Raw genomic sequence first — 26,938 nt, 5'->3', positions numbered from 1 at the left:
CGCTGCGGGGTCGTTACGGGGTGTGGAGATCGCCAAGAGATTCGTGGGCGGGCTTTTCGCTCTCGGCTTCTTCATGCCGGATTCCCAGGCGCCGTGCGTCCCGCTCGGGATGGATGACGCACAGCGAGTATGCCCCACATAGCAGCATCAGGACACCAGAAAGGATGAAGGCGATGCGGTATCCCGTTGCTGGTTCCGCTGAGACCTCGATGATCTTCCCGGTGACATATGGCGAGATGAGGCCCGCGACGGTCACAAGTCCGGCGGTGATGGCCAGAATGGCACTGCGCTGCCGTGTGGGAGTGATCTCGGCGGCGACGGTCTGGCCGATGGCGAGGCTGATCAGGCCGAGGCTGAAGGCAATGGCCATCAGGGGAAGTTTGAGTCCGTTTCCTGGGACGAGCACGAAGAGCACCATCGCCATGCCTGCCGTGGTCACAGCCGTACCGCCGATAATGCCTCGAGCGATGCGACTGGAGGTGCCCCTGCGCATCAGGCTCTGCGTTACTACACCCTGAGTCAGAATCAGCACCCCTGCGGCTGCTGCGGGGAGCGCGATGAGTGTGGCGGCGGTGCTGCTGCTGTAACCGAGTACGTCTTCCAGGTACGGCGGCAGCCAGGCCAGTCCCAGGGCAATAGTCCAGTAACTTGCGAATGCCGAGGCGAAGGCCCCGAACCAGGACCCAGTGAAGAGGATCCGACGGTAAGGGACGGCTGGTTCATCCGCCCGGTCGGCCGACGGGGCGGCGTCCGCCGACGTCGTGGCGGCCATCGGGCCGTCTTGCCCGAACAAGCCCCAGATGACCACCCATACCATTCCGATGGCGAAGAGCGAGAAGAACGCCCGGTGCCATCCGAAGTCGTGGATCACGAACGCCAGGAGCGGCGCCGTGATGACCACGCCGAGAGTTCCTGCGACGTTGATCAGGGCGCTCGGGAGGCTGCGTTGCCTGTTCGGGTACCATGCAAAGGCCGCGTGCGTGGCAATCGGGTTCGTCGGACCCTCTGCCGCACCCAGAGTGATCCGGCTGGCCAATAGGGTGCCGAAGCCGATGGCGGGCCCGGCCATGGGAAGTTGGGTGAAGGCCCATACGATCGCCAGGACCAGCAGCACCCTCTTCGTCGAGACCCGGTTCGCCACGAAGCCGACGATGACCGCGGAGACGCTGTAGAGGAGAAAGAAGCCGCTGGACACCAGGCCGTATTGGCCAGTGTTCAGATGGAGGTCATGCATAATGGGTTTGGCGGCCAAGCCCAGGACAGCCTTGTCCGCGTAACTGATGACCACCATGATCAGCAGCAGCGTCATCACGATCCGGCGTCGTCGTTGGTTTCCTTGGAGTGCGGATCCAGCGGTGTTGTCCGATGGTGGGGGAGTCCTTCGCCGAGAAGGCGATGTAATGCGGCCCTGCTTCTGCTCTGTTTTGCCCATTCTTGGCTCCCGGATGTGGTGGAGTGCACCGCGTGTGAGCTCAGAAGACACGGTGCCCGGTAAGGAAGTGCCACGGCTTCCATGGGCGCGTTCGGGAATGGAGCGCACGTTCTTCGGAAGCCACCCGTGCAATACCCCGGCGAGGGGAGTGCGTCGAGCTGAAAGGCTGTGACGGCTTCTCGTTGTCCTTCGGCGGCTTCGGGTGGCAAGCCGCCTGGCTCTTGTGTGCCTACGGTCCAGAAGGTCGAGCCGAGTGGCTGCGGAGTACGGGCGCCGTCCAGTCCACGGCTTTCTTCGTAAGTGGTGGGTGCTCGATCCCGGCGTGCCACTCACTGACGCGCTGTCATGCGTTCTGTGACGGCTTGACGCTCAGTCAAAGCTGCCGCGTACCTGCGTGGCTGGACGAAACCTGTGTGCCGCCCGTGTGTGTACGAGCGGCCGCGTCCGGCAGCGGGAGATCATCACGCCGCGGAGGGGTGGGCAGCGGTTCGGAGGGGGATTTCGTGTGCGGCTCGCTGAGTCGAAAGGGCGGGCCCGCGCGTTCCATGGGTCGTTCGACGACAGCCCGCCTCAGCACGGCCTGAGTGTGGGCTCGGACCCGCACGGCATGGGTGCCATGTGAAGGCAATGGGGTTTACTGCGTCAGTCGTTCCAAAAGGGACAGCGCTTCGATGATGGTCTTGCGCTGTTCCTCGGTGTAGCGATCTTGCAGGGCTCGGGCCAGCCACTCGTCACGGGCCTCGCGGCTGCCGTACATGGTGGCCAGACCGCTCTCGCTCAACGAGATCAACTGGCGACGCCCGTCCTTGGGGTCAGGGTGACGCTGGATGAGGCCGCGCTCGCGAAGAACGGCGAGGATGGACGCCATCGACTGGGGGCGGACCCGTTCGGCAGCCGCCAAGTCACTGGCTGAGGCCGCCCCGTCTTGTCCCAGGCGGCTGAGGACGGACACCTGGGAGGGGGTGAGATCCTGGGTGTCGTAGAGCTCTCTGAGCCGACGCCGTAGGCGGCTGACCAGCACGCGCAGGTCGCGCGCCGCCTGCGCGGCCGGCTCTGAGATGCCGGGAGTGTTCTCGTCCATGGCCACAAGGTAAGGCCGTCAGCTCAGGCTGTCCAGTTTTAACTCAATGTTTTCTTGTGCGAGGTCAGGTTGTGGGCCTCTGGGTGCGTCACCGCCTGAGTCGACGAGATCGCCTGAGTGGCAAGAACCAGCTGCGCAGCCGAGGCGCGATCAGGCAGAGCAGGCACAAGGACACGAACCACGAGACTGTCAGGCAGGCGGCGCCCCATCGACTGTCGCTGGTCGACGGGCATGGCCGTGTACCGGATCCAGCCAGGTGTTCGTCAGGCCGCCAGACTGTTCCTCCACAGGTCCACGACGGCGGTCCGGAGCCGTTTTCCGTCGGCGGCGTCCGCGTTGACCAGGTGCAGGCCGAGGCCGCGAAGCTGTCCGAGCAACGCGAGCGAGGTGGCCTCCAGGTCGATGCCGGGGCGGACCCTCCCCGCGGCCGCTCCGGCACGCAGGTCATCGGTGAGCAGCGCCCGAAGGTACTGGTCACGTTCCTCGAAGATCGGGCGCAGTTCGGGTGCCGCGGCGATGGAGTCCGCCCACAACAGCAGGAACGCGCGCCCGCGGGCTCCGCCCGCGTCCAGCGCGGCGAGGTACCCGTCGACGAGCGTGAGAAGGCGATCCAGGCCGGGTGCCAGGTCATCGACGGTGGGAACGAAGTCCCGTTGAACGTGCGTCAGCAACGCGGTTAGCAGGGCCTCGCGCGAGCCGAAATGGTGGGTCACGATGCCGCGGCTGTACCCGGCGGCCTCACCCACCGCCGCGAGCGTGGCCGCACGCGGGCCCCGCTCGGCGATCAGCCGGGCTGCTGCTTCGAGGAGCCGCCGTTCGGTGTGCTCCCGCCGTTCCCGTTGAGTGCGTACCATGGAGCCATGATACTTGCTAGTTGCATAGCTAGTTACCGACAGGCCCCACGGTGAGTTGGACATTGCTCGTGCGCCGCGACGATCTGACCTCGTTCGAACTCGCGCACCCCATGCTCGAGGCCCCCACGGCCGGCTCCGTGCGGCTCGCGATCGAACAGGTCGGACTGGCCGCCAACAACGTCACCTACGCACATCTGGGGGAGCGCGCCGGATACTGGACGGCGTTCCCCGCACCCGACGGCTTCGGTCAACTCCCGGCCTGGGGATTCGGCGTCGTCGAAGCGTCCGGTCATCCGGGGGTCGCGATCGGTGAGCGGTTCTTCGGCTACTTCCCCCTGGCGACCCACCTGACGGTTCACCCTGAGCTCACCGGCTTCGGCTTCGTCGACGCCGCACCCCATCGCTTCGGCCTGCACGACTACTACCGGCGTTACCGGCGGGCCGAGCCGCCCACTGAGCTCGATGGCCTGCGGACGGTCATCCGACCGGTCTACGGGGCATCCTTCCTGCTCGCCGATCTGGCGAGGACCGCCGCCGAGCCCGTATCAGTCGTCATCAGCAGTGCGTCGAGCAAGACGGCGACGGGAATCGCGCATCGGTTGCGCGCGGTCGGCACGGTGACCACACACGCACTCACCAGCACGGCCAACCAGGCCTTCGTCGAAGGCCTCGGCTACTTCGACAGGGTGTGCCCGTACGCGGGCGTGCCGGAAGTCGATATGCCGGGCCCGGTGGTCTTCCTGGACCTCACCCGCAACCTCGAGGTGGTGTCAGCGGTGCACCAGCGCCTGGCGGGCCGGCTGGTTCGTTCGGTGATGGTCGGTGGCACCCACACCGGACAGCCGATGGACGTCGGCGCGCTACCGGGGCCCACCCCGCAACGGTTCTTCGCACCGGATGCCGACGAAGCACAACTGGCCGGATACGAAGCAGCCGAAGACGAGTTCGTGCGCGACGCCGGCCGGTGGTTGCGGGCGCAGGAGCAGAGCGGCCCCGAAGCGATGGCCAACGTTTTCCGGACATTGCTGCACGGGCGCCAGGATCCCTCCGTCGCGTTCGTTCTGCGTCCCGGGTAGAACATCACTACCAGCCGGCGGGGCGAAGGCGCGGCAGTGACGTGGGATGGCGCAGATCAGCCCTGCTCTTGCCGAATACCTCATCCATGCTGGTCAGGCCGCATGTGCGTACTCGTGTAGGGTGCCGCCGAGCCGCACGCGTCGTCGTATGTCGAGGCGCTCGATCCGCTCTGGATCGTCGATCGCCTTGGGCAGCGGATGTAGAGGACTGGCGTTGGCGAGGCCCTGATGCGGTCGGTGCGCGTTGTAGAAGGTTTCGAACTCGCGTAGAGCGTGGAGGAGATGGCTTTGGTTCCAGATCAAGGTGCGGTTGAGGAGCTCGCGCCGGCAGGTCTGCACCCATCGCTCCATGATTGAGTTCATGCGGGGTATCCGGATGCCGCTAAGGACGACCGCGATGCCGGTGGCCTGGAGGATCGCATCGAACAGTTGCGGGAACTTCCCGTCCCGGTCCCTGATCAGGTAGCGGGCGTTGCAGTTGGCGTCCTCGAGGTCCATGACGAGATTTTTCGCGGCCTGGGCGACCCAGGAGGCGGTCGGGTGCGCGGTTGCGCCGAGGATCCGGATCCGCCGGTTCGCGTGCTCGATCACCGCGATCACGTACAGCCGTGCTCCGGTTAGGGTGACGGTTTCGAAGAAGTCGCATGCCAGTAGTGCATCGGCTTGGGAGCGCAGGAAGTCCGCCCAGGTGGTCGAGGCTCGTTCGGGTGCTGGGTCGATGCCGGCGTCCTTGAGGATCTCCCAGACGGTGGAGGCCGCCACCTTCACCCCGAGGACGAGTAGTTCGCCGTGCAGGCGCCGATACCCCCAGTTCGGGTTCTCCCTGGCCAGGCGCAGCACCAGCGCTCGGATGGAGTGCACGGTACGCGGTCGGCCGCCGGGCTTGGGCCGGGAGCCGGCGGCGTGGCGTCGAGCGATCAGGTTGCGGTGCCAGCGCAGCACCGTGTCCAGCCGGATCCGTCGGAGCGCCTCTCGCGGGAGGCCTTGGATCAGTGCGGCGAGGAGGGCCCTGTCACCTACGTCGAACCGCACCCGCTGCCCGCTCAACTGCCTCTCGAGCACGTCGATCTGGTGGCGCAGGGCCAGGATCTCTATATCCTTCTCCCGGTTGCTCATCGGCAACAGGCGCAGCAACGCGAACGCGTTTGTCACGCCCAGGTACGCCATCTCAGCTGACGTGCCCCACCTCTCAGGTTCCAGTTCTGGTGGCTAACTGACGGCCTTCACGAAAGGCTGCCGGACATGCCCCGCGCCTACCCCGCTGAGTTCCGCGCTCGTGCCATCGCGCTGGTTCGGGCAGGGAAAGAACAGAAGCAGACCGCCGTTGAACTCGGCATCCATCCGGTCACGTTGTCGAAGTGGTTGCGTCAGGACGACATCGACAACGGCCGACGGCCCGGCAGGATCTCGGAGGAGTCCGCAGAGCTGAGAGGGCTTCTCGAAACCGAGTGTGGGGGCTGGGTTTGTGCTGGTCGTGTGTCACGAACGCTGAAGGAGGCGTCGATGTAGGAGCTTCTGGAAGCGGTGCTGTGCAGGAGATGGAGGTAGGTCCTCCGGGGTCGCCCTGCGGGGGGAGGCTTCAAACCGCGTGTGTCACGAACGTAGAGGGGAGTTCAGGTAGGAGGAGCTTCTTGATGCGGTGCTGTGCGAGAGATGAAGGATGGTTGGCCCTTCGGTGCCGTCCTGCGGGGGATGGTGCCAAACCGCCACATGCTGCGTTGGTTGACGACCGTCGTGGTGAGCGATGTGGAAAAGGCGGCGGTAGAGCCGTCAGGTAGGGATCAGGAAGACGAACGCAAGTGAATCGCTGCGGAAGTGTCGTTAGAAGATAGATGACATCAGAACCGGAGATTTGTGGTTGCTCCGGGATAAGTCTGGCGGGAGTCCCGTCTACTGGCCAGGCGGTGTCCGGCACGGAGGCGACGTGAGCCTGATCTGCGGCTTTCGCATGGAACGTGAGAAGGCATGCCCCGATAATGCCGCTTGAGTAATACGGGTGGCGAGAGGGAGTGGCTCAAGCGGAAGAACCGTGAGGGCTTGAGTACCGATGCGGGGCGTGCTGGCGGACCGGCTCGTAGTAGTGAGGAACCCTTTGTAATGAGGGGGGAGCGAAGGGGTCGGGTCATCCGTGACTGATTGTTCGTTCGGTCAACCGGAAGGTCTCCGGGAGGAGCTGGGTGGACCAGTTGAAATCATCAGGCAAGCCGTTTGAGATTTCGAAGTGGGAGGTTCAGGAGGCGTACGAGAAGGTCAAGGCAAACAAAGGTGCGCCAGGGGTGGACGGGCGTTCCATCGAGGACTTCGAGAAGGATCTGAAGAATAATCTCTATCGGATTTGGAATCGTCTGTCCTCGGGGAGTTACTTTCCCCCTCCGGTGAAGGGTGTGGAGATCCCGAAGTCGCATGGTGGCGGGGTTCGTTTGCTCGGTGTTCCTACCGTGGCGGACCGAATCGCTCAAACGGTTGTGGCCCGGCGTCTTGAAGAAAAGGTCGAACCGATCTTCCATCAGGACTCCTACGGTTACCGTCCTGGGCGGTCCGCGTTGGACGCGGTCGCGGCATGCCGAAAACGCTGTTGGAAGTACGGCTGGGTGATTGATTTGGACATCCAGAAGTTCTTTGACAGCGTGCCATGGGACCTTGTCATCAAAGCGGTTCAGGCCCACACCGATCTCCCCTGGGTAGTGCTGTATGTGCGGCGGTGGCTTGAGGCGCCGTTGCAACTGCCCGACGGGACCTTGCAGCAGCGTGATCGGGGAACCCCGCAGGGTTCTGCGATTTCGCCTGTACTGGCTAACCTGTTCATGCACTACGCGTTCGACATGTGGATGGCCCGGGAGCACCCGGACGTACCGTTCGAACGGTACGCAGACGATGGTGTTGTGCACTGCGTCAGCGAGAGCCAGGCCCGGAGACTACGGGAGGCGATCGCGAACAGGATGCGGGAGGTCGGGCTGCGTCTGCACCCTGACAAAACCAAGATTGTGTACTGCCGGGACGGTAAACGCCGACGGCCCTTCGGGCAGACGGAGTTCACCTTCCTGGGGTTCACTTTCCGGGCCCGCAAGGCCATCGACAGGAACGGGGAGAGGTTCACCTCGTTCCTGCCGGCGATCAGCAAGGAAGCCTCGAAGAAGATCAGCGGTGAAGTGCGGCAATGGCGGCTTCATCGGCAGATCGGCCGGACCTTCGCAGAGCTCGCACGGGCGATCAATCCAATCATTCGGGGCTGGATGCAGTACTTCGGCGCGTTCTACCGGACAGCACTGCTTCCCCTCCTGGAGCGCATCAACGCCTACTTGATGCGCTGGATCCGCAAGAAATTCAAGCGGCTGAGGACCTTCAAGAAGGCCCATGCGTGCTGGCGGCGTATCACCCGTCAGTACCCCAGGCTCTTCGCCCATTGGGCATGGATTCCCACGTTCTGGTGATCAGGATGACAAGAGCCCGGTGACGGGAGACTGTCACGCCGGGATCTGTGAGGGCCGGGGGGCGAAATTCCCCCCGGCTACTCGACCGCAGGCTGCGTCGGTTAAGTGCCGTTCGTGGTGAGCGCTGCGGGAAAAGGCGCGGCGGTGATCGCGTCAGGTGTGGGTCAGGAAGGCGAGCGAGAGCGAACCGCTGATGACGTGTCGTAACAAATTCCAGTGGCGTCGAAACCAGGGCGAGACCAGGGCTCTGGGACAAGTCCGGGGGGAGCCTGCTGACTGCCCGGATGGCGTCCGGCATGTAGGCGGCGCGAGCCTGACCTGGGCTCTTGCATGGAACGTGAGAACCTGTCGCCCCGATACTGCTGCTGGTCCGTGGGGCCGGCGCCGAGAGGGAGAACCCCAAGCGGCCAACACCGCAAGGGGCGGAGTACCGATGCGGGGCACGGGGGCAGACCGTCTCGTAGTAGTGACGAAGCCCGGTAATGCGGGTGGAGCGAAGGGGACGGATCATCCAGGTCTGCTTGGCGGTCGACCGGAGTTCCCGGGAGGAGCCGGATGAGTGGGCCAAAGTCGTTCGAGATCTCGAAGCATGTTGTCTGGGAGGCGTATCTCAGGGTCAAGGCGAACGGGGGAGCGGCCGGGGTTGATGGCGAGTCGATCGAGCGGTTTGAGGCTGACCTGCGGGGCAACCTCTACAAACTGTGGAATCGCCTGTCGTCAGGCAGCTACTTCCCGCCGCCGGTGCGGATGGTGGAGATCCCCAAGTCTGGGGGATCGGGCAAGGTCAGGGTTCTCGGGGTGCCGACGGTCGCGGACAGAATCGCGCAGACTGCGGCGGCCATGGTCCTGGAGCCGGAGGTGGAACCGATGTTCCACCCCGATTCCTATGGATACCGGCCGCGCAGAAGCGCGCTGGACGCGGTCGCGGCCTGTCGGGAGCGGTGCTGGAGGACGGACTGGACGGTCGACATCGACATCCAGGGGTTCTTCGACAACCTCGACCACGACCTGGTCCTCAAGGCGGTGGCCCACCACACCGATCAGCGGTGGATTTGAGGGGCCACGAAGTTTCCGGACAGGGACCCAATAGGGTTGTCCTGAACAGGAAATGAGGAAGCAGTGGCGCCACCCAGCAAGTACTCACCGGAGTTCCGCGAGGAAGCCGTCCAGATCGCGTTGAGGTCGAGCAAGACGATCTCCGAAGTCGCCCGGGAGCTTGAGCTGAACCCGGAGACGCTACGCGGCTGGGTCAAGAAGCACCAGAAGCAGCAGGAACCGGCCCCCGACTCGGAACTGACAGTGAACGAGCGGGCGCGCCTGAAGGAACTCGAACGACGCAACCGCGAGCTGGAGATGGAAGTTACCTTCCTGAAAAAAGCCGCAGCGTACTTCGCGAAGGATCCCCGGTAGCAAGCAAGCACGAGTTCATCGACGAGATGCGGCTCGACACCGAGGAGTACGCATACAGCGTCGAGTTCATGTGCGGCCGACTCGGCGTATCCAGATCCGGCTACTACGACTGGCGAGCCCGCCCGGAAACCGCGACCGGCCAACGGCGCGACGAACTGAAGCTGCTCATCGAGAAAGCCTTCGATATGTCCGACAGCACCTACGGACATCGGCGCATCCAGGCCCAGCTGCACCGCTGGGGCGTCACCGCCGGCCTGGAACTGGTCCGCCGGCTCATGCGCGAGCTGGGCCTTGAGCCCTGCCAGCCGCGGCCGAAGAGGTTCAGCCTCACCCGGGCCGCGGCCGGTCAGGTGCCGGACCTCGTCGGCCGCAACTTCACCGCTGACGCGCCCGGCGAAAAGCTCGTCGGCGACATTACCTACATCGCGACTGGGGAAGGCTGGCTGTACCTCGCAACGGTCATCGACTGCTGCACGAAGGAAGTCATCGGTTACGCGATGGACGACCACTACCAAACCCCACTGATATCCAGGGCGATCCGCAACGCGGCACGGAACAGGAACCTCTCGGCCGGCGCAATATTTCACTCCGACCGCGGAAGTAACTACATGTCAGCCGAGTTCGGGAAGACGCTCGACCGGTTCGGGCTCCGCAGATCTTCCGGCCGCACCGGGATCTGTTTCGACAACGCCATGGCCGAATCATTCTTCGGCGCACTGAAGAACGAGCGTGTATCAAGGGTGACTTACCTGACCCGCGAGGCCGCCCGGCAGGACATCACTCGCTACATCGAATTCTGGTACAATCGCAAGCGCCTCCACTCGTCGGTGGGTTACCGCCCTCCACGCGAAGTCCACGCCGAGTACGAGAAGTTGCGAATCGCCGCGTGAAATAGACGGTCAGATACCTGTCCGGAAAACGCGAGGCCCCTTCGCCGTTCTGCCCGGCGGCGGACAGAATCCGGTACATCGTCCGCTCCGAGCACCAGTAGTTCCCCGCGTCCAGCTCACGCGCCCAGACCTGCGCGGGCGGCAGGTCGGCGTACTCCGGCCGGTTCAACAGCGCCAGGACCTGGGCCCGTTCGGCCGGCGAGAGGGCCGAAGCGGGCGCGGGTCTTGGGGACGGTGCGGGCTTCGGCCTGGGGCTGATGTGACGGTAGTGGGTGGCGCGTGAGCGCCCGGTCAGCCGGCAGGCCGCTGTGGTCCCCAACTGGCCCTGCACGCCCGCGAACGCTTCGTCGATCACGGGCGCGGCGGCGTGCTTCAGTCCGCGCTCTCGGAGAGCAGTTCCAAGAGCGCGTTGGCTTTTCCCATGACTTCCAGGGCCGCGTCCCGGCGGGCCAGGTCCTTCTCCAGCCGGGCGACCTTCTTGCGCAGCCGCTCCAGCTCGGCCTGCTCGGCCGCCTTCTTCGGCCGCACCGCCGAGGTCCGCCGGTCGACAAGGGCATCCAGGGCGCCGGCCTCGCGGGCCTGGCGCCACTCGATGATGTGCGAGTGGTACAGCCGCTCACGGCGCAGGATCGCGCCCTTCTCCCCGGCCGGGGCGGCGTCGTACTCGGCGACCATGCGCAGTTTGTACTCGGCGGAGAATGTGCGCCGTTTCGGACGCGGCGCCGGATCCGGTCCGGAGCTGCTGGGGGTGGTGGTGCTGGCCATGCCGGGGTGTACTCCTGTCTCGCCCATCCAGGCTAACCCGACAAGACGGGTGCCTCAGCCGAGGCTGTCAGAGAGGGGTGGAGGTGGCGTGCTGGAGGTGTGTGATGGCGTCGGTGCTGGGGCGGCTGGAGGAGCGGGAGCGTGCGGCCCGGAGGCGGGTGGAGGAGTTGCAGGCCGAGCTGGAGGCGGCGCAGTCGGAGTGGGACGAGTGGCTGATCGCCCGCAGGCGGGTCGGCGAGGTGTGTGACAAATCCGTTGCCGATCACTCCATGAGCGAAGCGCTGACCTGGTGATCTGGTGATCATTTCCGGATTTTGGCTGTGGTGTGGCGCGGCTCTGGGCTGGGGGTTTGTGGAGCTGCAGAAGCTGGAGAGGTCCTGAAGTGCGAGTTCAGTGATCGTCTCGGAATGTAGTGATCGGCGTGGGATTTGCTTAGAAGCCGTATTCCTATCGATCACGAGGGCGGTTCTGATCGAACAGGGTCCCTGGTCGGGTGATCTTGACTGGGTGGGTGCATGGGAGCAGGGCCTCTTGGTAGCTCGGGGTTGCGAAGCCACTCGAGTACCAGGAGGCCCTGTTGTTTCAGTCTTGCGTGATCGTGGCTGCCACGTCCAACTCCCGCGTGTCGTCGTGCGATTGCCTCGCGCATCGGTTCGGGAACGCGGCCGACCGTCCGGAGCGGGTACGGCGGTATCCGTCGGACATGACGGATGCGGAGTGGGCGGTGGTGCGTGACGCGCTGCCGGTGCCGGCCTGGCTGGAGGGCCGGGGCGGACAGCCGGAAGGTTACTGCCACCGGCAGATGCTCGATGCGATCTTCTATGTCACCGACAACGGGATCAAGTGGCGTTCGATGCCGGTCGACTTCCCGTCATGGGACCGCGTCTACGCGTTCTTTCGCAGGTGGCGGGACAGGGGGCCTGGCCAGGGAGTTCCATGACCGTCTGCGCGGCCGGGTCCGTACCGCGGAGGGGCGCGAGGTGGAGCCGACCGCGGCGGTCATCGACTCGCAGTCGGTCAAGGGGGCGGCCTCGGTGCCCGCCGCCACCCGGGGTTACGACGGCGGGAAGAAGATCAATGGAAGGCGCCGGCACGTCATCACGGACTGCCTCGGCCTGATTCTGATGGTGCTGGTCACCGCCGGCGATGTCACCGACCGCCGGGCTGCCCGCGCCATGCTGCCCCACCTGCGGGCACGGTTCAGGAAGATCAGCCTGGTGTGGGCGGACGGCGGCTACACCGGCCGCCTTGTCGCCTGGGCGAAGGAGAAACTCCAGCTCACGCTGGAAATCGTCAAGCGCAGTGACGACATGACGGGGTTCGTGGTGCTGCCGAGACGGTGGGTGGTCGAGCGCACGCTGGGATGGCTGTTGCGCTCGCGCCGCCTGGTGCGGGACTTCGAGACGCTGCCCGCGTCCAGCGAGGCGTTCATCTATTTCTCGCAGGCCATGCTCATGAGCCGCCGCCTCGCCCGCCCGATTCACCAGACGCGACCCGAGCGTCACCGGTGGGCTGCCGCGGCGTGAACCGCCCCGAGGACATGGCCGTCAGCCAGCCCCGCTCGGCCAGGCGTTTCGCCTTGGACCGCACCCCCTCGATCTTCGCCGGTACCAGCGGAAGTCCCATCCTGGCCGCCAGGTCTTTCGCCAGCACACCCTCGCCACCGCCCGGCTCCGACTCCAGCAGCTCAACGATTCGCCGGTAGTCGGGCGCGAGCACCTGAAGCGTCATGCCCTCGGCGAACCGCGGCACGATCGACCCGGCCACCGGGACCTTCACCGCCGTGGCCACAGGCATCGCCTCCGGCACCACCTGCACAGCAACGTCCGTCACAACGCCGCCAGCTGACAGCGCCTCGGCGAGCTCCGCACCGGCGATCACCCGACGTTCCAACACGGCCTCGGCCACGGCGAGTTCCGCCAAGATTCGATCCGCCTCCGCCTGGAGTTCCTCCACCCGCACCCGAGCAGCGGCCTCCCGCTCCTCCAGCAACCCCATCACCGATGCCACCGGCCGCCTCCACGTCGTCCCGGACGAACAGAACGGCCCAAGCCTCCCTCGACGACACCGAAACCATGCCTGAACAGCGGAAACTCAGTCACCGCATACGGAAAGACAACGGCTTCTTATGTCTGCGTGGCTGGACTGGGGCGGCGACGGCCGGTGACGGCCTGCCACTCGGTCGGGTGAAGACTCACTGCGGCGGAACACCCGGCGTAGTGCCGTACATGAACGAAGTGCACGTAAGCCGGCTGGCCTGGTCGACGTCGCGGCCGCCGCCGACGCCACCCCGCTCGCCTTCCAGCAGCTGCTCGCCGACCGGTGGGCGACGGCAAGCAGCGGAGCACACGACCCGGGACGCGGGCGAGCCCGGCGTTCGGCTGCGCTGCTACCTGGACCTGCGCCAGCTCCATTTCCTCGACCTCCTCGGCCTGGAACCGACGCATCCCGCTGGCCAGAGACCTGAACGAGCTACCCGTGGCGCGCCATGGGCCCTCCTGGGAGCGTTGACGGCATAGCCCACAACCAGGGGCGCGCCGCCCGTGCAGGTGCGCGTCCTTCCCTCAGCGTCGGTGGGCGTACGGAGGATGACCAAGTGGCCGCCGGAGGCACGTGACCTGTGGCAAGCTCCTCGCCCTGGCGGCCTCTGCGAAGAAGGCGGCCTCTGCGAAGAAGGCGGCCTCTGCGAAGAAGGCGGTCTCTGCGAAGAAGGCGGTCTCGGACACCCCGGCGGCGGGCGTTGACCCGCGGTTCGCGAACGGGCCGCTCGCCGTCATCGACGCTGGCCCGGATCGCGAGGTCGTGGCGTATTGCGTGGGCGGCCTGCTCTTGGACGTGCCCGCCAAGTCCCTTGCCGCGCTGGTGGAGTGGGCGCTGAAGGAGGCGCAGCTCGGGGCTTGGAGGCTGCACGGTTCCGGCAGGGACTCCGACCCGCTGCTGGTGCTCACCGAGTCCGCATGCGAGCGGTACGGGCTGCCGGTACAGCTGTCGGAGTCCGCTCGGCTCGTCGGCCGTCTCCCGGAGGGCCACAAGGTCCTGGGGCAGCTCGACCGGGCGGATTGGCAGCTGACCAAGCGGGGGTTGGGGCCGTGGGCGCGGATCTACCGCCCTGCCCAGGGCCGTCAGCGGCAGTGCGTGCAGCTGTGCATCCCGTCCTGGAACGCGCTCGACACCCGCAGCTGGGGCCATGCCGCGCAGCTTGAGCCGGCGGAACTCGCCCGGCTGCTGGGCACCTACGCGCAGCGGGTGATGACGCCGCGCGGCTCCACCGCGGTGACCGGTCTGGAGCTGATGACTGCCCTCAATCCTGCGACCCGCGCGAGCGAGCCGGACGAGACGGGTAAGCGGCACAGGGAGCACCGTCCCGGCTCACTGGGCGAGCACCCGATCGACTGCGCGCCGTGCGAGGCTCCCGACGGGCACCCGCTGCTCGCCGGCCTGCCCCGCTTCCACCAGCGGGGTCCGGCACAGATGCTGTTGGAGGAGGCGTACGACTGGGCGCGGGAGCTCACCGACGCCGAGTGCATGCAGCGCTACCTGGTTGGCCTCGACGTCAACCTTGCCTTCGGCGCGGCCGCGAACGGCGCGGTCGTCGGCCTCTCACAGCCGCCGATCCACGTGACCAACCCGGTCTTCGACCCGGCACTGCCCGGAGCATGGCTGGTCGACCTCTGTCACGTCGACCTCTCCCGCGTCCTGGTCGCCAAGCAGTGGCGCCGGCTCGAAGGCGGCCTGCTGCCCAGCCCGTTCACCCCGACCGGCGAGCGCCCGACGGGTCCGGCCTGGTACGCGACACCGACCGTGGCCTATGCCGTGGAGCTCGGCTACGACGTCGCCCCGGCCGAGGCCTGGGTGCGCCAGGAGAGCGGCAGGTTCCTGGACGGCTGGTACAAGCGGCTGAGGGACGCCTACGTCGCCACCATGGCGGATCTGGGTGTGGGCGAGAAGCTGCCGCCGCGGGAGTTCCTGCAGGCGATGGACGGCTGCAAACAACGCGACCCTGAGATGGGAATCGTCCTGGACGCGGTCAAGTCCACGGTGAAGGGCGGCATCGGCAAGCTCAGGGAGCGGGCGCGCGGTGGCGGCTGGAAGCCCGGGCAGGCGTGGCCGGCCCTCTCCCGGCCGACATGGCGCCCCGACATCCGCGCCGCCGTCATCTCCCGGGCCCGCATCAACATGCACCGCAAGATGGTCGCGCTCGCCGCGGCCACCGGCCGCTACCCGGTGGCGGTCCTGTCGGACTGCGCCGTGTACGCCGCCGACGGACCCTCCCCGCTGGACGTCCTGCCCTACGACGCCGACGGCAAGACGGTCCCCGGCAGCTTCCGCCTCGGGGTGTCGCCGGGCATGGTCAAGCACGAGGGCACCCAGAGCACTTTGTGGGCCGAGGAAGTGCGCGAGAAGCACGGCCAGGTCCTCAACCTCGCCCGCTACGTCAAGACGGGCGAGGTCACCGCCAAGGACACCGGAGAGTAGGAGAGGCCCGATGGCCACGATCGGGGAAGGACTCGACAAGGCGGTGCAGAGCGCGTTCACACGCCCCATCCCCAAGAGTGCCGGCGCCCAGATGCGCTACCTGGTCAAGTAGTTGAAGGGCACCAAGGCCGTCGCCCAGATGCTGCGGATCTCCCAGCGCACCGTCGAGCGATACGTGAAAGACCAGATCAAAAAGCCCCGCAAGGACCTCGCGGAGCGCCTGCAGCGCGAAGTACGCAAACGGTGGCAGCCACAGATCCGGGCCAAGGCCAAGCAGACCGCGGCCACCACCGGCGGCATCGTCATCGACACCCGCGCACGCTTCGGATTCACCGCCGCACCCGGCACCACCGACGACGCACGGCTGCGCCACCTCACCCTGGCCCTGCCCCCACGGCACGCCGCCCGCCTCTTCGAGGCCCAGGAGACCGGCGCCAGCGAGCAGCAGCTGCGCGACATCGCTGCCGAGGCCCTGGGCGAGGTCTACTTCCGCGACAACGGCCGCCGCGCCCACGGCCTGGAAGTGGAGTTCACCGACCTGGAACACCTCGAGTTCGACCTCTGACCCGGCCGGGACAGCGCGCCCGACCGTCAGCGCTGTGACTGAGCGCTTCAGTTGGCGCATGAGCGTTGTGGTTGGCGGACTGATTGGCGGGTGTCACTCCGGCGTCGACGTCCGCGGGTAGGCCTCGACAGCAGGCGTGCCTTATTCCTGATGCGGCTCTCCCGGCTTCCCTGCCCAGGACGCCGACGCCGACCCGGGTCGAGTTGCGCGGTCAGGCGCAGGTCGGCGCCTTCGGCGCGGCGTCCGTCTCCCTGAGAGATGCTGACAGGGCGCGGGCCTCGTGTTCGGTCATCCGGGAGGTTTCGTACGGGGTGGCGTTGACCCAGCGCTGAGTCAACCGGGCGATCCGTTCGCCGTACCGCTCCGCGGTGAGCAGATCGCCGCGCGATCCGGCCTGCTCCGCCCCCAGATCGGCGTGGCTCTGGCTCATCAGACCCAGCCACGAGCCCAGCCGGTTCACATCGTCGCGGCTGCCACCGCTCCAGTTGTTGCCCGGCATGTCGCCCACACCGATCCACTGCATGCCCAGCTGCGCGCCGAAGATCGCCAGCTGTTCCAGGACCGCCAGCTTGTCGCCGCTCTGCGTGGCGGACATGGTGAACCCGCCGGCCAGCTTGTCCTTCCACCCTTGCGTGACGAACGGCGTGAATGCCGCCTCCATAAATGCCTTGAAGACCGCCGACACGCTGCCCATCAGTGTCGGAGAGCCGAAGACGATTGCATCGGAGCGGTTGAGCAGCTCCATCACGTCCGCGTCGTGCCAGCGGCCCGCGATGACGTCCTCTGGCCGGATCCCGACGAGATGCACTTGGGTGCCTGGCACCTGCCGGGCCCCGTCAGCCAGGTGTTCGGCCAGGACCTGGGTGTGCCCGTGCACCGAGTGATAGACCACGGTCACCGTGACCGTAGGTGCATCGTGCTCGCGGTCGCCGTCGTCGACCGCCATGTTGTGCTCTTTCCTGCCTGCGATCGTGGGGGAGATCCCCCGCTTGCTCAGCCATCCCACCCTGAGTGCGGCACGGCATCAACGCCGAACTTCGGCATGCAGCGATCGGTCACGCCGATTGATCGGGCTAGCCTGGCCTGATGGACAGGATGGAACTCGAAGCCTTCGTCGCGGTCGCGGACGAGCTTCACTTCGGCTGCGCAGCCGCGCGTCTGCACCGGGGACAACCCACCGTCAGCGACGCCGTCAGACGACTGGAGACCACTCTGGGCGGGCGGCTGTTCGACCGCACCAGCCGCCGGGTGTCGCTGACTGTGCTCGGCGAAGAACTGCTGCCCGACGCCCACGCCACCCTGGCCCAGCTGCGCCGCTTCGAACAGCGCGGACGGTCACTGGCCGCCGGCGGCCGGGGCCGCACCACCCTCGTCGTCGGGCACGCCGAGTACACCGACTACCAGTTGCTGCTGCGCTGCCTACCGCGGCTGCGCGAGCGTTTCCCCGACGTGATGATCGTGCCGGAGGCCATGCCGACCACGGCACAGGTCACCGCGTTGCGGGCGGGGACGATCAATCTTGGCATCGGCTGGGCAACCGGCGATGTCACCGGCGCACGCGCGACACCGCTGTCCACCGAGCGGTTCATGGCGCTCGTACCCGCATCTCACCCGCTGGCCGGTCACGACCACCTGAGCGCGTCGGAACTTTCCACCACCGGCCTGCTCACGTGGCCTCACCAAATCAACAGCGGCCTCTGCGACCGCCTCTTGTCGGCTTTCCGGATCGGCGGAGCGGATCTGCGCATCATCAGGACCGCGGACAGCGTGCAGGCTATCGCCGCCCATGTCGCCGCCGGAACGGGTATCGGCATCACCGTCGAATCCGCCATGGACCACGAGCCCCCCGGCCTGCGCATCATCCCCCTGACCGGCCCGTCGACCACCGCCGATCAGGTCGTCCTCACGCCGGCCGAGCCATCGGACGCCGCCACCGCGCTGCGTAACCTGCTGCTCCATTCCTCGGCAGAGCCGCCCCGAGCACTCATCAGCCAAGCCCCTGCCGCCACCTGAAACGCTCAGAAGCTGTTGTCTTTCCGGACGTGATGGACGCGTTTGCGCTGGTCGGGGATAGGAGTGGTGGTTCCGTGGGAGTGGTGGCCTGTCGGGTCGTCGTTCCCCGGGAGGTCGCGGATGCCGTCGGTTGTTGGACTGCTGGAACAGCACGAACTCGCCGCTCGGCGTCGAGTCGACGGGCTGCGGGAGGAGGCCGACCGCATCCAGGCCGAGCTGGCTGCGGCCGAGCTGGAATGGCAGGAGTGGGCGATCGCTCGCAGGCGGGTCGATACGGTGCTGGCTCCGGACGACGGCGCCACCGCCGAGGCGGAGGTCACCCCGGGTCCGCGGGATGCGCAGGTGCAGTCGGCGCCTGGGGATGCGGCGAAGCCGAAGTCGCAGGTGCCGGTGTGGCGCCAGGGGCTGGCCTGGTCGGCGCTGTCGGTGGACTACCAGCGCATCCTCAGGACACTCGCGGACCGGGCCCGGCTCCATCAAGGACCGCTGACCTGCCAGGAGATGGCCGTCTTGTTCGGCATGGACGTGGTGCCGGCGCGGGTGGAGGCTCTGCGGTCGAAGGCGAAACGGCTGGTGGCCCGCGGCTGGCTGGCCGAGCAGCAGCCGGGCCGGTTCACCCTCGCGGCAGGCGTGACCGGACCAGGCGACGGGTCATGAGCAGGGTCATCGACCAGTAGACCATCGCCTCCGCGCTGGTGGTGCGCCGCTCGAAGTCGCGCACCAGGCGGCGGCTTCGCATCAGGTGGGCGAAGAGGCGCTCGACGATCCACCGCTTGGGCAGCACCACGAACCCCTTCTGGTCGTCGCTGCGTTTGACGATCGCCAGGACCAGGGCGAACGTGGCCAGGCAGTACTCGACGAGGCTGCCGGTGTAGCCGCCGTCGGCCCAGACAAGAGCCAGGCGATGGTGTGACTCGGCCACCTGCTCAAGCAGGACCTGGGCAGCGGTGCGGTCGCCGACATCCGCGGCGGTGACCATCACGCCCAGCAGCAGGCCGAGGGTGTCGACCACGACGTGCCGCTTGCGGCCGTTGACGAGCTTGCCGCCGTCGAAGCCGCGGCTGTCCGCGCCGACGACGGCGTCCGCCTTGACGGACTGCGAGTCGATCACACCGGCCGTCGGCTGCGCGTCCCGCCCCAACTCCTCGCGGACCCTCGCGCGCAACCGGTCGTGGAACTCCTTGACCAGGGCGTTGTCACGCCAGCGGCGGAAGAATGCGTAGATGCGGTCCCACGGCGGGAAGTCGACGGGCATCGCCCGCCACTTGATCCCGTTGTCCACGAGATACCGGATCGCATCGAGCATGGCCCGGTGGCAATACGCCTCCGGCCGGCCGCCCCGGCCACGCATCCAGCCCGGCACCGGCAGCAGTGGCAGGACCCGGGCCCACTCCGCGTCCGTCATGTCCGTCGGATACCGCCGCTCACGCATCGGGGTGTCGGCGGCGTTCCCGAACCGGTGAGCCAGACAGTCACACGCGAGAGTGACCGAAGTGGACTCCGTCTCCGCGGTGGCATACAACTGCAACAACAGGGCCTCCTGGCAGGCGAGTTGGCGTAGACACCCTCCGAGCTACCAAGAGGCCCTGTTCCCATGCCCGGCACCGGCCGCAATCACCCGATCGAGACTCCCGTTCGACGGACACCACTCAAGATCGAAAAGACAACAGCTTCTCAGACGGGGGATCGGCGACAGAGCCCAGGGGCTTGAAGGCGACGATCACCGCTGGGTCCAGGCCGCACTCTGGGCAGCGCTCCTTGTCGCAGATCCCTCCATTGGGCCGCAGGCTCTTGTGGATCCGGAGCGCCCCGATGACGTGTCCGCAGTACAAGCGCATCCGCCACCGATGCAGTTCCCACGGCGGAATTGGGGGCCCGAGGAGCTGCAACATCTGCTCCCGGCGCTCTTTTGACCAGGGAGGGTGCTTTTTCGCCGGGTGTGGTCCGCAGGCATCGCCAAATGGTGGGCGTGGGCGGTCAGTTCACGTAAGTGGGCATCGGTGGAGGGATCTTCCTGGCTAGACTGCGCCATGTCCTCGACGCAAGGTTTACGGCCTCTCATTGCGGTCATCGGCAGTGTCGATGCCAGCCGTGAGTTTGCGCCGCCCCTGAAGGCTGTGGATCAGGCCCGCGATGCATGTCGCCTGTTGGGCGCAGGCCTGGCCCGGGGCGGATGTGATCTTGCCGTCTTCTCGAGCAAGGCCACTTACGCCGAGTGGGATGTGGTCCACGGTTACGCCGGGGCCTGCACTGCGGACGCGCCGGGCCGAGTGGCCGCCTTTCCGCCGCGCCACCGCGACGTGGATTTCGCCCTGCCGCAAGGCAGTTGTGTCACGTTGGAAACCGTTCGCGACACGAGCAGCGAATGGGAGGTGGCCTATTACCGGCGGCTGCTGGAGGCGGACGGCGTAGTGCTGATCGGGGGAGGCCAGTCGACGCGCATCGCCGGGATCATTGCCTTGTCCCAGCGCATTCCCGTGTTGCCGGTGGCCGCGTTCGGTGGCGGCGCCGGTGAGGTGTGGGTGAACCTCGACAAGGTCCGCAATGACACGGACGACGACGACATCGCCCTGATGGGGGACAACTGGCAGTCCGATTCTGCGGCCCGGCTGGTGGCCTGCCTGCTTCTGCAGCGAACGCGTCGGCGGCAGGCGGAGCAGGAGGCACGACGGGCGGCCCGTTCGGGCAAGTGGCGGGCCAGTACCGGACTTGCTGCAGCGGTGCTGACTCTGCTCGGTGCCCTGGCCTTGCTGGTCACCGCGGGATCTCCCGGGCCGGCCACGGCGCACCGGATGACGGTATTGGTGGCCGCTCCGCTGCTGGCCTCGGTGGCCGGGGCGCTGATCCGGCATACGTTCGAGACGGAGTCCGGCTGGCTGCGGGCAGCGGTGCGGGGACTGGGTGCCGGGCTCGTGTCCGTGCTGCTGTACTGCGCATCCCAGTTGCTGACGGTGCCGGCACTGCTGGAGGACCTGGATGTGCGCCGACTGCTGTTCTTCACAGTGCCGCTTGGCTTCAGCGCCGGTTTCACTTTCGATCTGGTTTTCGAGCGGCTGCGTACGGGGGGAGGAAGCGTGACACCGGGGGGAGGGGATCCGTTGGCACAGGGGACGCAAGGGCCTTCGGGTGCCCCCGGGCCGCCGCCGTGACCCGTCCTGAACGGGAGGCTTCCCGATGCCGTATTACGGGTATGTAACGACGGCGCGGGCTGGGGGCGAAGTTGGGCATTTTCGCCCATTATTGTCATGGAATGTGGGTCAGTGGTGAAGGGGGAATGCCGTGGACTCATTGTCACCTGCACTGCTGGTCAAGGCTGCGCTCACTGCGGCCGGACACACGATGGATGAGCCGGAGCGCCACGTGTGGAGCCGGCTTGCTGCATTAGTCGCACGGCCGCCGGACGAACTGGCCGGGGCTGTTCCTGCGCCTGGGCAGCTGGAGCTGGAAGCTCTGTTCGCGGCGCCCACCAGCGAAACCAGAGCCGAAGCTCTTGCCGATACGCTGACACGGCGGGCGAGGCGTGATCCCTCGTTCCGGCGGGAGCTGGAGGCGTGGGGGCAGGAAGCCCGTCAGCGGTCGCACCGGGACGAGACGCCACTGGATGCCCGGGCCGCAGCTGTGCAGGGCTCGCTGGTGCAGGCCGGAGCGGTAACCGGCGTCAGGTTCGTCACCTACGGGCCAGGCAGCCGCCACAGCGCTACCTGAAGACTTCTCGAGCCGGCTGCCTAACAGAGCCGGCTCTCCCTCTGGCCCGGCTCGCCTACGGCAATGCGCGTGACTCGGCAGCCGACTCGTCCCTGAAGTGCAGCGCCTCCCGCAAAACCCTGCTGGCTTCACCTTTCTGCCCTGTGGTGGCAAACAAGTCACTCAGAAGCAGTAGCGCTTCCCTCATCCCCTCTGTGGAACGCCCATGGCGGAATGCCTCAGTGGCCAACCGCAGGTACTGCACCGCCTGCGGATCGCCGTTGCTCATCGCGGCACGGCTCAGTCCCAGCAGAGCATGCGCACGCCCGGTGATGTTCCCCAACGACGCGTGCGCCTCGGCGCTGGCGGTGAGCGTTGCCTGCGCCTGGGGTGCATGCCCCTCAGCCAGCTGGGCCAGCCCCAGATTGAGCAGCGCCTCGGCCGCCCCGGCCTCGTCTCCCGCGCCTTGGAGGTCCGCCACCGTCTGGCTGAGCACCTCGACAGCCGTACTGTGCTCGCCGAGGCGACGCAGTGCCTTGCCCAGGTTGTTGCTGCACTGTGCGGCCGACAGGGCGTCGCCGCTGCCGCGGTAGAGATGGAGCGCGTCTTCCAGTTGCCGCACCGCTTCACCCCCCCGGTTGGTGTCCAGCAGGGCCAGCCCGAGGTTATTGCGCGCCTGCGCCTCGTTGCGGGTGTCCGCCAACTCCCCGTAGGCGGACACCGCGTCATCCAAGCAGCGGACAGCCTCGGCGAAGAGGCCAGCTTCCATCATGGCCCGACCGAGTCGTTCCCTCATGTCCGCCTGTCCGCGCCGGCTGCCGCCGTCATCATCCAGCGCGGTGGCCTCCAGCAGCACGGCCACCGCCTCCTCCCGCTGGCCAGTGCGCAACAAAGCCGTGCCCAGGTTGGCCAGGAGCATTGCCCGGTCCTGCGTCGGCGCCTGAACATGAGTCAGCAGTTCGCCGGCCTGCAGCAACGGATCAATCGCCTGAACGGGTTCTCCCGACTCCAGCAACGCGAGACCAAGATGGCTGAGCACCTGGGCGCGCATCGGCTCGCCGGAAGCGTCCGCGTAGTACCCGGCGGCATCACGCAGAACCTGCGCGGCATGCCGGGGGCGGTTGCCGACCAGCAGCGTCGCCCCCAGATTCCGCAGCATCACCGCATAGGCGGCACGGCGGTCCCCCAGACGGCCGTGCAGTTCGGCCGCACGCTTGAGCGCGTCCAGGGCCTCTTCGAAGTTGCCTGTCCTGGCCATGGCCAGGGCGAAATTGTTCAGCGCCGCCGCCCGCGTGTACTGATCGTCCTCGTTGCTTCCGGGGGAGTCGAGGACGGCGCGCATGACATGGAGGAGGTCTTCGAAGTGCTGTCCCCGCGTCAAGAATTCCGCTAAGGCCAGTGCGATCGCAGCAGCGGTGCGGCGACGGCCCTCCTTGAGGCAGCAGTCCACGGCCGCCACCAGGCTGACACGTTCGCTCCTCAGCCAGAGCACAGCCTGGCGCCGGGATGTGAACACTTTTGCATCCGGCGGGGTTTTCCCCCGAAGCCAGCCATCGGCTGCCTCAGCATGCAGCCGGTAATGGTGCATGAGACGCTCGAACGCCTCTTCTTTCTCGTCCTCGAGGGCATGTTCCAGGCCCAGGTCGGCCGCATACTGGCGCACGAGGCTGTGCATGTGCCAGCGGCCGCCTCGCGGTTCGTGATCGAGCAGGTGCAAACGGACCAGTCTGCGCAGCAACCGCTCTGGCGGACGGCCGAGCAGAGCGGCGGCTGCAGGGGAGGTGAATTCGGGGGTGGGGAGCAGAGCCAGCAGACGAAAGACGCGCGCTTGTGTGGGATTGAGCCGGGAGTACGACCTGTCAATGGCAGCGCGGACGGACTGCTCCTCATAGGCCAAGGCGTCCAGGCCGATCGGCGCCTGCTCGATGGCGGCGACCAGAGCGGGCACGGTCAGGGTGCGGTCTGCGGCCAGCAGCGCGGCAGCGACAGACAGTGCCAGCGGCAACCGTCCGCACGCCTCGACCAGTTCCCGCGCAGCCTCTTCCTCGGGGCCGACGCCGCCAGCCTGCTCCCAGGAAGCCAGTCTTGCCTCGAGCAAGCGGTGCGCGTCTGCTGCCTCCAGGGGGCCGAGCACCACGGACTCGGCCCGTTGGGGTCCCTCCCCGTGTGAGGTGACCAGGACGGATAGGCCGGGGGCGAGCGAAGGCAGGTCGTCGAACTCCCAGGACGGGGCATCGTCCAGGACAAGCAGAACGGGCTGATGGCCTGTGCCGGTGAGCTGGTGCAGCAGTGCCGCGCACACCACCCACTGCGCGGCCTCGTCGTCCGGCTGGCCCTTCCGGGAGAGGCCGAGTCTGGTCAGCAGACGCGACGGTGTGAACGGCTGGCCCGCCAGGTTCATCCACAGGATCCCGCCGGGAAACCAGCCCCGCTGGCGTGCTCGGTGCGCGGCCTCCACCGCAAGAGCGGTCTTGCCGGCTCCGGACAGACCTGTGACAACGGCGAATGCGGACCTCGCGGCCCTGGTGCCGAGGAGAAAGAACAGCTGTTCCAACTCTGTGGCCCGCCCGACGAAACCTTCGGTGCGCGTGGGCAATTCGCTGCGAGGCATGATTTTGAGGCGGGGCTGTTCGAACACCGAAGCCTGAGTCCCGCCCGTCCCCGCGAACGGAGCCCGCAGCGCAACATCCGGGCGGCTCTCCGGCATCTGGACGTGTGCGGCCCGGGCCAGCAGGGCCGCGGCCCGTGGGCCCATACCGGCGCGACTGTCAGGAAACGGACGGGCCGTGGCCAGAAGCAGCAGGGGCCGCCGGGCGGGGTCCGTGAGCACCTCCTCCAGCGCCTCCGCCACCTTCTCACCGGCCAGCGCATCGGCCAGAAGAAGATCGATGTCATCCAGCCACACCACGGTCTGTGAGCCCAACTGGTCGTGGGCCACAGCATCGATCAGTACCTGAGCACGGTCCAGCAGCTCCGGGCACCATACCCACCAGTCGCTGAGAACACGGCGCATCGCCTCCCATGCCGTACGGGTGCGGCCGCTGGCCGGCCCCCCGGTGACCACCACCAGCCGACTGCCCGCACGGGCACCGCGCAGGACAACCGCCAGTCGCGTATCAACGGCGTTCGGGAGATAGGGGGCGGGGACGGTGCGCACCTCATAGAGCGGATGGCGGTAGTCACGTGAGCGCTTGCCCTGGTGCGGGCTGATGACCGGAGCAATACCGAAGCGAACAGCCGATGCACTCGTGAGGTCCGTGACAGGGCCACCCAGCAGACCGCGGTCCTGCCGGGCCGTCGTGGCAATGGCCGGATAGCCGATTACTTCTGAACTGCCGGGCGCACCCAGCTGGTAGACCACACCGCGGGCGGTGCGCACGTAGACGGGAACGTCCGAAACCGGCACGCTCATGCGTCCTCCGCGCGGGACCCGCACTTTCTCTGCCTGCTCCCAGGCGGTGAGATCGTGGGCGATTTCAAGAATGCGTGGCTGCGTGTCGGGAACCAGGACGCTCTCCGCCGGCCAGCCCGGATCTCCGACGGTGACGTACCCGCCGTCGTGCCGCACGGAAAGAATGACGTCACTTACGCCCCCAAGGTGGGCAGGCTGGACGGGCGCGGAAACACGGGCGGGGGAGAGGGAGGAAGAGCCCTCCAAGTGCAGCACATCGAAGAGGTCGAGTGCTGCAGGAGCCTGCCGCACCCGCTCGGGGAAACGCTGCCAGGCTCCTGCGAACCAGCGGCGTAACCCATCGCGCCGCTCTGGTGTCTCCACAGCAGCCCGCAACGCACGTTCCAGCAGCCGATCCACCGCGAACTGGGGGTCACCATCCGTCTCCGGAGTTCGCACTCCGGCATCGGCCAGCACCGCCGCCCACGTGACCTGCTCTTCCAACGCCAGCACAGGGGAAAGGCTGCGATGGGTCCGAAAGATGGCCTCGCCCGCCCGCCGCACGGCATCGCCCGGCATGCTTGCCACCAGTTCATCACGCAGTTCGTTCCTCAGCGGCTCCAGCAGCGAGGGGCGCAGCGCCATGTACTGGGCGGCGTTGCGGTGCGCCCACGGCCCGAACCACAGCGCGGATTCCGCGCCCACATCGAGGTCGGGACGGATCCTGATACGAACCGTCCGCATTAATTCGGGTTCGATACGGGTGGCGGTGCTCAGGACGACAGCCAGTCGGCGGGCTGTCCTTGGCATGTCCTCAAGGCGCGGCAGGCCTGACTCGTGGCCGGGGATGCGAACATGTTCCGCACTCATGACAGTCCGATCAGGGCACGTGCCGTGGTCGTCGTCCGGTCCCAGCTCAGTACCGGCATCAGGGAAGTCAGCCATGCGGGGAAGCGATCGGGCGGCATCGGTGCCAAAGCAGCGGGCAGACAGCCGTTGCGCCGCATCAGATCAACCGCGGCCTGCCAGTCCCTGCGCAGCCGGTAGGCAGCGCTGCCTCCGCTGTCCCCATGCTGTCCGAAGTCGCTGAGCACGAGCACCTTGGCGCCGCTCGCCGGCGGCCGGTAGGGCTTCCACGTCCATCCAGCGCCCTCACCGCACCGGTGCAGCGGACAATCCGTGAAATACCTAACTTCGCAGCTGTGACGGCCGGCGATCGCCGCTACCCGCTCCAGAATCTCCATCTCGTCTCGCAGGAACGGTTGCATGCCTTCTCCGAGATCGACCAGAAGCTGCACCCCGAACCGCAGCGTACGCACCGGGCGACGGGGCAGTTCGGGAACAAAGGCGTTCTCGGCCACCAGATCGAGCAGACGCTCGAGGTCGACCGGCCCCTCGAACACGATGCGCGACAGCAGTGCGTGGAGCGTGGCCGCTTCGGAGCTGGGAGGCAGCAATGGCTCGTAGGGCGCGGGGTGTGCGGCAGGCTGTTGATCCTGCAGGGCCAGGGCCGGCTCGGCCCACGCACGGGGCTCACTCTGCCCCGAACTCAAGGGCGTCAGCAAAGGCGTCGGTTCATCCGGGAACGGCTGGGCAGGCGCGGCACTCTCCGTAGCAGGTGCCGAAGGCCGGGCAGGAGGCGGAGGACGCAGAGAGGGGGGCACGGACCCGCTGTGCGGGGCGCCTGTTTGCGACGCTCTGCGCACCGGGGCGGGCATCTGCATCCCCAGCAACTCGGCGATCTTGGTCAACGTGACGTGGTCGGCCAGATCCACGCCCAGCGAAGCGACCACCCGCGCCATGTCAGCGATCCAGATCTCCCCTGAAGGCCAGGGCCCTTCCGCCTGCTGAAGACGCTCGATGTCCACTA

The 26,938-nt window shown here is 67.1% G+C and carries 23 protein-coding genes and 3 pseudogenes; 16 read left to right on the top strand and 10 right to left on the bottom strand.

Annotated elements, in window-relative coordinates:
* Positions 1-13: 13 nt before the first annotated feature.
* The 3 genes from OG390_RS00265 to OG390_RS00255 all read right to left on the bottom strand — a co-directional run bounded on the left by OG390_RS00265 (position 14) and on the right by OG390_RS00255 (position 3,367).
* Entirely contained in the window at positions 14-1,309 is a 1,296-nt protein-coding gene (locus OG390_RS00265) for an MFS transporter (protein WP_406164432.1), read from the bottom strand.
* A gap of 757 nt (positions 1,310-2,066) precedes the next feature.
* The gene (locus OG390_RS00260) at positions 2,067-2,513 is read right to left on the bottom strand and encodes a MarR family winged helix-turn-helix transcriptional regulator (protein ID WP_406164431.1); all 447 of its coding nucleotides are present in this window, start codon (positions 2,511-2,513) and stop codon (positions 2,067-2,069) included.
* Between the two features lie 263 nt (positions 2,514-2,776).
* Complete coding sequence (locus OG390_RS00255; RefSeq protein WP_406164430.1) at positions 2,777-3,367, bottom strand: TetR/AcrR family transcriptional regulator; 591 nt, start codon at positions 3,365-3,367, stop codon at positions 2,777-2,779.
* 50 nt (positions 3,368-3,417) lie between these two features.
* Here OG390_RS00255 and OG390_RS00250 point away from each other — a divergent pair, with 50 nt between their 5' ends.
* Positions 3,418-4,443: a DUF2855 family protein gene (locus OG390_RS00250; RefSeq protein ID WP_406164429.1), complete on the top strand. Its 1,026-nt coding sequence runs from the start codon at positions 3,418-3,420 to the stop codon at positions 4,441-4,443.
* A 93-nt stretch (positions 4,444-4,536) separates the two neighbouring features.
* Here the strand turns inward: OG390_RS00250 and OG390_RS00245 are convergent, their stop codons facing one another.
* Positions 4,537-5,610 (bottom strand): integrase core domain-containing protein, encoded by a 1,074-nt coding sequence (locus tag OG390_RS00245; protein ID WP_406164428.1) that lies wholly within the window; start codon positions 5,608-5,610, stop codon positions 4,537-4,539.
* A gap of 75 nt (positions 5,611-5,685) precedes the next feature.
* On the opposite strand from OG390_RS00245, the pseudogene OG390_RS00240 reads away from it, so the two are divergent.
* The 4 genes and pseudogenes from OG390_RS00240 to OG390_RS00225 form a co-directional block, all read left to right on the top strand.
* Positions 5,686-5,874, top strand: a pseudogene (locus tag OG390_RS00240) (transposase); the annotation flags it as partial.
* A gap of 746 nt (positions 5,875-6,620) precedes the next feature.
* Positions 6,621-7,874, top strand: a complete 1,254-nt coding sequence (gene ltrA / locus OG390_RS00235; RefSeq protein ID WP_406164427.1) for a group II intron reverse transcriptase/maturase — start codon at positions 6,621-6,623, stop codon at positions 7,872-7,874.
* Between the two features lie 555 nt (positions 7,875-8,429).
* Positions 8,430-8,930 (top strand): reverse transcriptase domain-containing protein, encoded by a 501-nt coding sequence (locus tag OG390_RS00230; RefSeq protein ID WP_406164426.1) that lies wholly within the window; start codon positions 8,430-8,432, stop codon positions 8,928-8,930.
* A 63-nt stretch (positions 8,931-8,993) separates the two neighbouring features.
* A protein-coding gene (locus OG390_RS00225) for an IS3 family transposase (protein WP_406164425.1) occupies positions 8,994-10,174 on the top strand; the annotation gives its coding sequence in 2 pieces (ribosomal slippage) (positions 8,994-9,258 and positions 9,258-10,174; 1,182 coding nt in all).
* Between the two features lie 372 nt (positions 10,175-10,546).
* Here the strand turns inward: OG390_RS00225 and OG390_RS00220 are convergent.
* Positions 10,547-10,939, bottom strand: coding sequence for a hypothetical protein (locus tag OG390_RS00220; protein ID WP_406164424.1), 393 nt, complete (start codon positions 10,937-10,939; stop codon positions 10,547-10,549).
* Between the two features lie 104 nt (positions 10,940-11,043).
* Here OG390_RS00220 and OG390_RS00215 point away from each other — a divergent pair, with 104 nt between their 5' ends.
* The 3 genes from OG390_RS00215 to OG390_RS00205 all read left to right on the top strand — a co-directional run bounded on the left by OG390_RS00215 (position 11,044) and on the right by OG390_RS00205 (position 12,465).
* On the top strand, positions 11,044-11,232 hold the full coding sequence (locus tag OG390_RS00215; RefSeq protein ID WP_406164423.1) for a hypothetical protein: 189 nt from the start codon (positions 11,044-11,046) through the stop codon (positions 11,230-11,232).
* A 410-nt stretch (positions 11,233-11,642) separates the two neighbouring features.
* Positions 11,643-11,879 carry a transposase gene (locus OG390_RS00210; protein WP_406164422.1) on the top strand — a complete coding sequence of 79 codons (237 nt, stop codon included), beginning with the start codon at positions 11,643-11,645 and terminating at the stop codon, positions 11,877-11,879.
* Positions 11,860-12,465, top strand: coding sequence for an IS5 family transposase (locus OG390_RS00205; protein ID WP_406177427.1), 606 nt, complete (start codon positions 11,860-11,862; stop codon positions 12,463-12,465). Before OG390_RS00210 ends, OG390_RS00205 begins: the two co-directional genes overlap by 20 nt.
* Here OG390_RS00205 and OG390_RS00200 read toward each other — a convergent pair.
* Complete coding sequence (locus tag OG390_RS00200; RefSeq protein ID WP_406177425.1) at positions 12,392-12,937, bottom strand: hypothetical protein; 546 nt, start codon at positions 12,935-12,937, stop codon at positions 12,392-12,394. The genes OG390_RS00205 and OG390_RS00200 overlap by 74 nt on opposite strands.
* A 199-nt stretch (positions 12,938-13,136) precedes the next feature.
* Between OG390_RS00200 and OG390_RS00195 the strand changes: the two are divergent.
* The 4 genes and pseudogenes from OG390_RS00195 to tpg form a co-directional block, all read left to right on the top strand.
* Positions 13,137-13,253, top strand: a pseudogene (locus tag OG390_RS00195) (hypothetical protein); the annotation flags it as partial.
* Between the two features lie 67 nt (positions 13,254-13,320).
* A complete protein-coding gene (locus OG390_RS00190) occupies positions 13,321-13,458 on the top strand; it encodes a hypothetical protein (protein WP_406177423.1) in 138 nt (45 codons plus the stop codon).
* A gap of 94 nt (positions 13,459-13,552) precedes the next feature.
* Positions 13,553-15,415, top strand: coding sequence for a telomere-associated protein Tap (gene tap, locus OG390_RS00185; protein ID WP_406164421.1), 1,863 nt, complete (start codon positions 13,553-13,555; stop codon positions 15,413-15,415).
* A gap of 10 nt (positions 15,416-15,425) precedes the next feature.
* Positions 15,426-15,980, top strand: a pseudogene (gene tpg / locus OG390_RS00180) (telomere-protecting terminal protein Tpg).
* Positions 15,981-16,191: 211 nt separating this feature from the next.
* Here the strand turns inward: tpg and OG390_RS00175 are convergent.
* Positions 16,192-16,926: a flavodoxin family protein gene (locus OG390_RS00175; protein WP_406164420.1), complete on the bottom strand. Its 735-nt coding sequence runs from the start codon at positions 16,924-16,926 to the stop codon at positions 16,192-16,194.
* Positions 16,927-17,066: 140 nt separating this feature from the next.
* Between OG390_RS00175 and OG390_RS00170 the strand changes: the two genes are divergently transcribed.
* Together OG390_RS00170 and OG390_RS00165 are read left to right on the top strand one after the other, a co-directional pair.
* Complete coding sequence (locus OG390_RS00170) at positions 17,067-17,993, top strand: LysR family transcriptional regulator (RefSeq protein ID WP_406164419.1); 927 nt, start codon at positions 17,067-17,069, stop codon at positions 17,991-17,993.
* Positions 17,994-18,113: 120 nt separating this feature from the next.
* Positions 18,114-18,650 (top strand): hypothetical protein, encoded by a 537-nt coding sequence (locus tag OG390_RS00165; protein WP_406164418.1) that lies wholly within the window; start codon positions 18,114-18,116, stop codon positions 18,648-18,650.
* Here OG390_RS00165 and OG390_RS00160 read toward each other — a convergent pair.
* The gene (locus OG390_RS00160; RefSeq protein WP_406164417.1) at positions 18,607-19,524 is read right to left on the bottom strand and encodes an IS5 family transposase; all 918 of its coding nucleotides are present in this window, start codon (positions 19,522-19,524) and stop codon (positions 18,607-18,609) included. The two genes, OG390_RS00165 and OG390_RS00160, sit on opposite strands and share 44 nt — an antisense overlap.
* Before the next feature lie 499 nt (positions 19,525-20,023).
* On the opposite strand from OG390_RS00160, the gene OG390_RS00155 reads away from it, so the two are divergent.
* The gene (locus tag OG390_RS00155; protein WP_406164416.1) at positions 20,024-21,142 is read left to right on the top strand and encodes a hypothetical protein; all 1,119 of its coding nucleotides are present in this window, start codon (positions 20,024-20,026) and stop codon (positions 21,140-21,142) included.
* 130 nt (positions 21,143-21,272) lie between these two features.
* Positions 21,273-21,698, top strand: coding sequence for a hypothetical protein (locus tag OG390_RS00150; RefSeq protein WP_406164415.1), 426 nt, complete (start codon positions 21,273-21,275; stop codon positions 21,696-21,698).
* A gap of 55 nt (positions 21,699-21,753) precedes the next feature.
* Here OG390_RS00150 and OG390_RS00145 read toward each other — a convergent pair whose 3' ends face one another.
* On the bottom strand, positions 21,754-26,013 hold the full coding sequence (locus OG390_RS00145; RefSeq protein WP_406164414.1) for a tetratricopeptide repeat protein: 4,260 nt from the start codon (positions 26,011-26,013) through the stop codon (positions 21,754-21,756).
* Positions 25,935-26,936 carry a hypothetical protein gene (locus tag OG390_RS00140; protein ID WP_406164413.1) on the bottom strand — a complete coding sequence of 334 codons (1,002 nt, stop codon included), beginning with the start codon at positions 26,934-26,936 and terminating at the stop codon, positions 25,935-25,937. Before OG390_RS00140 ends, OG390_RS00145 begins: the two co-directional genes overlap by 79 nt.
* Positions 26,937-26,938 lie beyond the last annotated feature (2 nt).

Source organism: Streptomyces sp. NBC_00996 (assembly GCF_045162675.1).
Classification (GTDB): Bacteria; Actinomycetota; Actinomycetes; order Streptomycetales; family Streptomycetaceae; genus Streptomyces.
The sequence above is the reverse complement of the archived record's forward strand: the minus strand, read 5'-3'. Positions and strand labels throughout refer to the sequence as shown.

Bases quoted from the DNA above. Each gene is read 5' to 3' on its own strand.
- OG390_RS00265 (WP_406164432.1), bottom strand. From the start codon at position 1,309: ATGACGCTGCTGCTGATCATGGTGGTCATCAGTTACGCGGACAAGGCT.
- OG390_RS00260 (WP_406164431.1), bottom strand. From the start codon at position 2,513: ATGGACGAGAACACTCCCGGCATCTCAGAGCCGGCCGCGCAGGCGGCG.
- OG390_RS00255 (WP_406164430.1), bottom strand. From the start codon at position 3,367: ATGGTACGCACTCAACGGGAACGGCGGGAGCACACCGAACGGCGGCTC.
- OG390_RS00245 (WP_406164428.1), bottom strand. From the start codon at position 5,610: ATGGCGTACCTGGGCGTGACAAACGCGTTCGCGTTGCTGCGCCTGTTG.
- OG390_RS00230 (WP_406164426.1), top strand. From the start codon at position 8,430: ATGAGTGGGCCAAAGTCGTTCGAGATCTCGAAGCATGTTGTCTGGGAG.
- OG390_RS00220 (WP_406164424.1), bottom strand. From the start codon at position 10,939: ATGGCCAGCACCACCACCCCCAGCAGCTCCGGACCGGATCCGGCGCCG.
- OG390_RS00215 (WP_406164423.1), top strand. From the start codon at position 11,044: ATGGCGTCGGTGCTGGGGCGGCTGGAGGAGCGGGAGCGTGCGGCCCGG.
- OG390_RS00210 (WP_406164422.1), top strand. From the start codon at position 11,643: ATGACGGATGCGGAGTGGGCGGTGGTGCGTGACGCGCTGCCGGTGCCG.
- OG390_RS00200 (WP_406177425.1), bottom strand. From the start codon at position 12,937: ATGGGGTTGCTGGAGGAGCGGGAGGCCGCTGCTCGGGTGCGGGTGGAG.
- OG390_RS00175 (WP_406164420.1), bottom strand. From the start codon at position 16,926: ATGGCGGTCGACGACGGCGACCGCGAGCACGATGCACCTACGGTCACG.
- OG390_RS00170 (WP_406164419.1), top strand. From the start codon at position 17,067: ATGGACAGGATGGAACTCGAAGCCTTCGTCGCGGTCGCGGACGAGCTT.
- OG390_RS00165 (WP_406164418.1), top strand. From the start codon at position 18,114: ATGCCGTCGGTTGTTGGACTGCTGGAACAGCACGAACTCGCCGCTCGG.
- OG390_RS00155 (WP_406164416.1), top strand. From the start codon at position 20,024: ATGTCCTCGACGCAAGGTTTACGGCCTCTCATTGCGGTCATCGGCAGT.
- OG390_RS00145 (WP_406164414.1), bottom strand. From the start codon at position 26,013: ATGGCTGACTTCCCTGATGCCGGTACTGAGCTGGGACCGGACGACGAC.